7 protein-coding genes are annotated in these 6781 nt (G+C 75.1%); 6 read left to right on the top strand and 1 reads right to left on the bottom strand.

The genetic code is table 11. The features are described from left to right. Positions 1-118: 118 nt before the first annotated feature. Positions 119-970, bottom strand: coding sequence for a hypothetical protein (locus ACFV2S_RS36200; RefSeq protein ID WP_385569935.1), 852 nt, complete (start codon positions 968-970; stop codon positions 119-121). A 225-nt stretch (positions 971-1195) separates the two neighbouring features. Between ACFV2S_RS36200 and ACFV2S_RS36195 the strand changes: the two genes are divergently transcribed. From ACFV2S_RS36195 to cseC, 6 genes are all read left to right on the top strand, one after another. After that, positions 1196-1879, top strand: a complete 684-nt coding sequence (locus tag ACFV2S_RS36195) for a phosphatase PAP2 family protein (protein WP_385569932.1) — start codon at positions 1196-1198, stop codon at positions 1877-1879. A gap of 33 nt (positions 1880-1912) precedes the next feature. Next, on the top strand, positions 1913-2839 hold the full coding sequence (locus ACFV2S_RS36190; protein WP_385569929.1) for an A/G-specific adenine glycosylase: 927 nt from the start codon (positions 1913-1915) through the stop codon (positions 2837-2839). A 267-nt stretch (positions 2840-3106) separates the two neighbouring features. Continuing rightward, entirely contained in the window at positions 3107-3679 is a 573-nt protein-coding gene (locus tag ACFV2S_RS36185) for a SigE family RNA polymerase sigma factor (RefSeq protein WP_383797573.1), read from the top strand. Positions 3680-4137: 458 nt separating this feature from the next. Further along, positions 4138-4596, top strand: coding sequence for a hypothetical protein (locus tag ACFV2S_RS36180; protein ID WP_385569922.1), 459 nt, complete (start codon positions 4138-4140; stop codon positions 4594-4596). A 43-nt stretch (positions 4597-4639) separates the two neighbouring features. Further along, positions 4640-5344, top strand: a complete 705-nt coding sequence (gene cseB, locus ACFV2S_RS36175; RefSeq protein ID WP_383797571.1) for a two-component system response regulator CseB — start codon at positions 4640-4642, stop codon at positions 5342-5344. A 44-nt stretch (positions 5345-5388) separates the two neighbouring features. Beyond that, positions 5389-6705, top strand: a complete 1317-nt coding sequence (cseC, locus tag ACFV2S_RS36170; RefSeq protein WP_385569916.1) for a two-component system sensor histidine kinase CseC — start codon at positions 5389-5391, stop codon at positions 6703-6705. The last annotated feature ends 76 nt before the right edge of the window (positions 6706-6781 follow it).

The raw sequence follows: 6781 nt of genomic DNA, 5'->3' as shown, positions 1-6781 counted from the left end.
GCTCCGGGCCCGGCCCCTCGCGCGGCCCCCCCGCGGCGCGCGCCGGCCGCGCCCGCCCCCCCGCCGCCCCCCCCCCCGTGCCCGCCCCGCCCGCCGCCCCCCCCGCCCCCCCCCGCTCTCAGTCCTTGGCGAGCATGAACGAGGCCGGGAGCACCTTGGCGCCCGGCATCGTCGCCTCCACGAGGTAGGTGCCGGGTCCGGCCTGGCCCGGCGGAACGCTCGCGCACTTCGGGGCGCTGCGGGCGCGGTCCCACTCGACGGTGTGGGTGAGCGTGGTGTGCGCGGGGACGCGCAGCAGGAGCGGGGTGCCGGGGCGGGGGCAGTCCGCGGTGGACCAGACCTCGTCGTCCCGGTCGTCGCTGATCGTGAGAACCGCGCTGCGGGGCCCGAAGTCGGCCTTGCAGGTGGTGTCCGAGGTGTTCTCGGCGACGAGGTGGAAGCGGGGCTTCTCGCCCGCCTCGTAGGTCACCTTGGTGGAGCGGAGCGTCAACCGCAGTGCTCCGGCGGGGCAGTTGGGGAGCGCGGAGCCGGCCGGGACCTGCTGGCCGGCGCCGGTGCCCGCGCCGCCGTCGCCGCCGGCGCCGTCGGTGTCGCCGTTCTTGCCGGTGCCCGCGGTGCCGGAGTCGGCCCCCGCGTCCGTACCGGCGGCGGCACCGCCGTCGGAGCCCGCGCCCTCGTCCGTACCGGAGCCGGCGGAGCCGCCGTTGTCGCCGGAGTCGCCCGACTCGTCGCGCCCGCCGGGCTTTTGACTGATCGCCGGGCCCGAGCCGGTGGGGCCCGGGGTGATCGACGGCGGGGTCAGCGACGAGCCGTTGGCGGCGTCGTTCGCCTTCTTCCCGCCTCCGTCACGGGAGGCGAGGACCCAGACGCCGAGCAGTGCGAGAAGCGTCACCAGGCACAGCGCCACCGCCCTCCGTCGCCAGTAGATGGTGGAGGGAAGCGGCCCGACCGGATTGCGCAAAGATCCCACGACCCGAACCTTACGAGAGATCCGGCCCAACTCCCGCCCCACCCGCCGCCCGAGACCGCAAGTTTTGCCGATGATCACATCCGTCGGTTCCGGGAACTTTTCCCGGAACCCCGCCGGAAACCGTAGGGAACCGGCGCGAATCGCGGGCCCCCCACTTTCGTCGGGGGTCGCTCTGGCCGTTGGCCCGGGGCGGCGGACTCCGGATTCCGGTTAGCGTCATGCACCATGAACACCCTTCTCGACCTCTCCGACCGTCTGTATCTCGACGTCGCCGACTTCGCCCACTCCACGCCGCACTGGTTCCAGTGGCTCGCCGAGGTGTGGACGGAGCTCGGGCTGCTGCTCTTCGGCGTGCTGTTCCTCGCCGGCTGGTGGCGCTCCCGGGAGGGGTCGAGCCGGATGATGGCGCTCGCGCTGCTCGCCCCCGTCGCGACCGGCTTCGGTTACGTGGTGAGCGAGGCGGCGAAGTCGCTGGTCGACGAGGAGCGGCCGTGCCGGGCCGTCGCCGGCGCACCCGTCTCGCTCGTCGCCTGCCCGCCGCACGGGGACTGGTCCTTCCCCAGCAACCACTCGGCGATCGCCGGCGCCGCGGCGATCGCGCTCGCGCTGTCCTGGCGCGGGATCGTCTGGCTGACCGTGCCGATGGCCCTGCTCATGGCCTTCTCCCGGGTCTTCGTCGGCGTCCACTACCCGCACGACGTGACCGTCGGCCTGCTGGTCGGCGCGCTGGTCGCGTTCCTGGTGATGCGCCTCGCGGAGCGGCCGGTGCGGTCGCTGGTGGAGACCGCGCGGTCGAGCCGGAGCTCGGCCGTCCTGTGGTGCGCGGGGCGCGGGCCGAGTGCGCACGCCTCCGCGCACGCTCCCGCGCACTCCGAGCGGCGCTCTCGCGCGCGCCACGGCGCGTACTGATCCCGCGCCGGACGTGCCAGGATCGGGGGTGCCATGACTTCCATCGACACTCCCCCGACTTCCGAGGCCCCCGTCGACCCGGCGCTCCCCGCCGGGCTGCACGGGCCCGTCCTCGCCTGGTTCGACCGGCACGCCCGTGACCTGCCCTGGCGCCGCCCCGAGGCCGGCGCCTGGGGCGTCATGGTCAGCGAGTTCATGCTCCAGCAGACCCCGGTCGTCCGGGTCCTGCCGGTGTACGAGCAGTGGCTGGCGCGCTGGCCGCGACCGGCCGACCTGGCCGCCGAGGCGCCCGGCGAGGCGGTCCGCGCCTGGGGCCGGCTCGGCTACCCGCGCCGGGCCCTGCGGCTGCACGCGGCGGCCGTCGCCATAACGGAGCGCCACCACGGCGACGTGCCCCGCGACCACGGGCAGCTCCTCGCGCTGCCCGGCATCGGCGAGTACACGGCGGCGGCGGTGGCCTCCTTCGCGTACGGGCAGCGGCACGCGGTCCTGGACACCAACGTGCGCCGGGTCTTCGCGCGGGCGGCGACCGGCGTCCAGTACCCGCCGAACGCGACCACGGCCGCCGAGCGGCGGCTCGCCCGCGCGCTGCTGCCGCAGGACGAGGTGACGGCGTCCCGCTGGGCGGCCGCCTCGATGGAGCTGGGCGCGCTGGTGTGCACGGCGAAGGGCGAGGACTGCGGGCGCTGTCCGATCGCCGACCGGTGCGCGTGGCGGCTGTCGGGGAAGCCGGCCCACGACGGTCCGCCGCGGCGGGGCCAGACGTACGCCGGGACCGACCGCCAGGTCCGCGGGCGGCTCCTCGCCGTGCTGCGGGAGTCGGCGGATCCGGTGGCGCAGGCGGCCCTGGACGCGGTCTGGGACGAGCCGGTGCAGCGGGCCAGGGCGCTGGACGGTCTGGTCGCCGACGGTCTCGTGGAGCCCCTGGACGGCGACCGGTACCGGCTGCCACTGTCCTGAGACCCGGAGGTCCGGGCCACCGGCCGCCCTCGGCCCCGGAGGTCCGGCCGCCCGCCGTCCTCGCACCAAGGCCCGGGCCCGTGCCCACGCCGGCCCGCTCTCCCCGGGCCCCGGCCGCCGAAACCTCCTCCGCCCCCGCTGTTACACAACCGATGGGTAGCCGTGCGTCCACCGACGGCTGCCCCGCACAGCCCCGTGACAACCGCTCCGTAGCGTCATCGACGACACGAGGAACGAAGCAGGTCACGGGGATCGGAGGCGGTTCGGATGAGGCACGGCGAGGTGCTCGACTTCGAGGAGTACGTACGCACGCGGCAGGACGCGCTGCTGCGCAGTGCCCGCCGTCTCGTCGCCGACCCCGTCGACGCCCAGGACCTCCTCCAGACGGCCCTGGCCCGTACGTACGGCCGCTGGGACGGCATCGCCGACAAGTCCCTCGCCGACGCCTACCTGCGCCGGGTCATGATCAACACCCGCACCGAGTGGTGGCGCTCCCGCAAGCTCGAAGAGGTGCCGACCGAGCAGCTGCCCGACGCGAGCGTCGAGGACCCGACCGAGCAGCACGCCGACCGCGCCCTCCTCATGGACATCCTGAAGGTCCTCGCGCCGAAGCAGCGCAGCGTCGTCGTCCTGCGGCACTGGGAGCAGATGAGCACGGAGGAGACGGCGGCGGCGCTCGGCATGTCGACCGGTACGGTGAAGTCCACGCTCCACCGCGCGCTCGCCCGGCTCCGTCAGGAGCTGGAGAGCCGCGACCTCGACGCCCGCGCCCTGGGCCGGACCGGGGAGCGGGCGACCGTACGAGGTGACGAAGGGGGGCGGGAGCGGTGCGCGGCCTAGACGGCGAACCGGACGGCAGACCACACGAAGGTCTGCGCGGTGCGAGCGGCGGCGACGACCGGTACGGGACCGGACGTGGCCCCCCCCCGCGGGCCCGCCCCGCGGCGGGGGGCCCCGCCCCGGCCCGGGGCGGGGCCGGCGGGGGGGACCAGGCCCCCCGGTGCCCCCCCGGCCCCCCCCCCCCCCCCCAGGGGCCCCTCCCCCCACACCACGTCGGGGGGGGGCCGCGCGGGGCCCCGCCCGGGCCGGGCCCCCCCGCCCCCCGCCCGCGGCGTACCGTCCAGGCGGCGAGTGCCACGGCGACGGCCGGGCTCGTCGCCGTCGGTCTCTCCCTGGCCGCCTGTTCCACCGGCGGCACCGGCTCCCGCGACGAGGGCGCGGCCCGCACGGACGAGGTCGCCGCCGCGGCCCCCACCCCCTCGGTCTCCGCCGACGACGGCCCGCAGTCGGCCGAGCGGGTGGACCCGATAGCGCTCCTGAAGGCCGACCCGAAGATCGGTGGGCGGCTCAAGACCGATCTGAAGCCGTGCGTCGCGGACGCCTACCCGGTGGACGCCTCCTACGGCAACCTCACGAACTCCGCCTCCCCCGACGTCGTGGTCAACGTGATGACCTGCGGTGACGCCGTGGGCATCGGCACGTACGTGTACCGCAGGCAGAGCGACCGGTACGAGAACGTGTTCATGGCCGAGGACGCCGCCGTCTACGCCACGATCGACCGCGGTGACCTGGTCGTCACCAAGCAGGTGTACGCGAAGGGCGACCCGGTCGCGTACCCATCGGGCGAGGACGTGATCACGTACCGCTGGTCGGGGAACAGGTTCACCCAGCACGACTGGGTGCACAACGACTACAGCCGGGCCGTCGGCGACGGCGAGGGCGCCGAGCCCGCGCCGAGCGCGCCCCCCGCCGACTGAGCCGTGGACCGAGAGAACGCACCGACCCGGAAGGGCACGCACGATGGCCGAAACCCATGTCCTGTTCGTCGAGGACGACGACGTCATCCGTGAGGCCACCCAGCTCGCCCTGGAGCGGGACGGCTTCCGGGTGACCGCCATGCCCGACGGGCTCTCCGGCCTGGACGCCTTCCGGGCGCAGCGGCCGGACATCGCGCTGCTCGACGTGATGCTCCCGGGCATGGACGGGGTCAGCCTCTGCCGGCGCATCCGCGACGAGTCGACCGTGCCGGTCATCATGCTGTCGGCGCGCGCCGACTCGATCGACGTCGTGCTGGGCCTGGAGGCCGGGGCCGACGACTACGTGACGAAGCCCTTCGACGGTTCCGTCCTGATGGCCCGCATCCGGGCCGTGCTGCGCCGCTTCGGGCACGCGGGCGGCCCCGGCGCGGGCGAGCGCGGGGACGAGGCGGCGGCCGGCGGCGGGCTGCTCTCCTTCGGCGACCTGGAGGTGGACACCGAGGGCATGGAGGTCCGCAGGGGCGGGGTGCCGGTGGGGCTGACCCCGACCGAGATGCGGCTGCTCCTGGAGTTCTCGTCGGCGCCGGGCACCGTGCTGTCCCGGGACAAGCTCCTGGAGCGGGTCTGGGACTACGGCTGGGGCGGTGACACCCGGGTCGTGGACGTCCACGTGCAGCGGCTGCGCGCCAAGATCGGCCAGGACCGGATCGAGACCGTGCGCGGCTTCGGCTACAAGCTCAAGAGCTAGCCCGGCATGATCGACAAGACACCCCGCGAGACGGGTCCGTGCCGGTGAAGCTGCTCCCCCTGCGTACCGGGGTCCGGTGGAAGATCGCCGTCGCCATCGCCGCCGTCGGCGCGCTCATCGCGGTCACCCTGAGCATCGTCGTCCACAACGCCGCCCGCATCTCGATGCTCGACAACGCGCGCGAGGTGCAGATGGAACGGCTGCTCTTCGCCCAGCGGATGTACGAGACGTCGAAGCCGAAGGAGCCCCGCTTCGGCACGAAGATCAACGATCCGGCGCTGCCGGACCAGCTCGACCAGCTGATGCGGGACAAGCGGCGCGGGACCTATGTGCAGGAGCACCGGCACGGCGGGCCGCCGGACGTGTGGGCGGCCGTGCCGCTCGCCAACGGCGACGTGCTGTCGCTACACATCCCCTTCGCCGACCGCAGCGCGACGATCATGAGCGATCTGGACCGGGCGCTCGTCATCGGCTCGGTGTCGGTGGTCTTCGGCGGCTGCGCGCTCGGCGTGCTCATCGGCGCCGGGCTCTCGCGGCGGCTGCGGAAGGCCGCCGTCGCGGCCGGCCGGGTGGCCCAGGGCAACACGGACGTGCGGGTGCGGGACGCCGTCGGCGGAGTCGTACGGGACGAGACCGACGACCTGGCCTGGGCGGTGGACGCCCTCACGGACGCCCTGAACGAGCGGATCGAGGCCGAGCGGCGGGTCACCGCGGACATCGCGCACGAGCTGCGCACCCCCGTGACCGGTCTGCTGACGGCGGCCGAGCTGCTGCCGCCGGGGCGTCCGACCGAGCTCGTACGGGACCGGGCGCAGGCCATGCGGACGCTGGTCGAGGACGTCCTGGAGGTGGCCCGGCTCGACAGCGCGTCGGAGCGGGCCGAGCTCCAGGAGATCGCGCTCGGCGAGTTCGTGGCGCGGCGGGTGAAGGCCCTGGACCCGGAGGTCGTCGTCCGGGTGGTGCACGAGTCCTGGGTGAACACCGACCCGCGCCGCCTGGAGCGCGTCCTGGGCAATCTCCTCGCCAACGCGGCCAAGCACGGCAAGCCGCCGGTCGAGGTCACCGTCGAGGGCCGGGTGGTCCGGGTCCGCGACCACGGTCCCGGTTTCCCGGAGGCGCTGCTCAAGGAGGGCCCGAGCCGGTTCCGTACCGGGACGAGCGACCGCGCGGGCCAGGGCCACGGCCTGGGCCTGACGATCGCGGCGGGCCAGGCGCGGGTGCTGGGCGCCCGGCTGACCTTCCGGAACGTGGCCGCGGAGGGCGCCCCGGACGGGGTGGGCGGCGCCATCGCGGTGCTGTGGCTGCCGGACCACGCGCCGACGAACACGGGCAGCTTCCCGGTCCTGAGGCTGCCGGAGTGAACGACGGTTGGGGGGGGGCCCGCGCGGGCGGGGGCCCCCCGGCTGTGGGGGGGTGAGACGGCGTCGGGGCGCTGAG

The organism is Streptomyces sp. NPDC059695 (assembly GCF_042733785.1).
Classification (GTDB): Bacteria; Actinomycetota; Actinomycetes; order Streptomycetales; family Streptomycetaceae; genus Streptomyces.
Note: the sequence above shows the minus strand (reverse complement) of the source record. Positions and strands in the feature narration are given on the sequence as shown.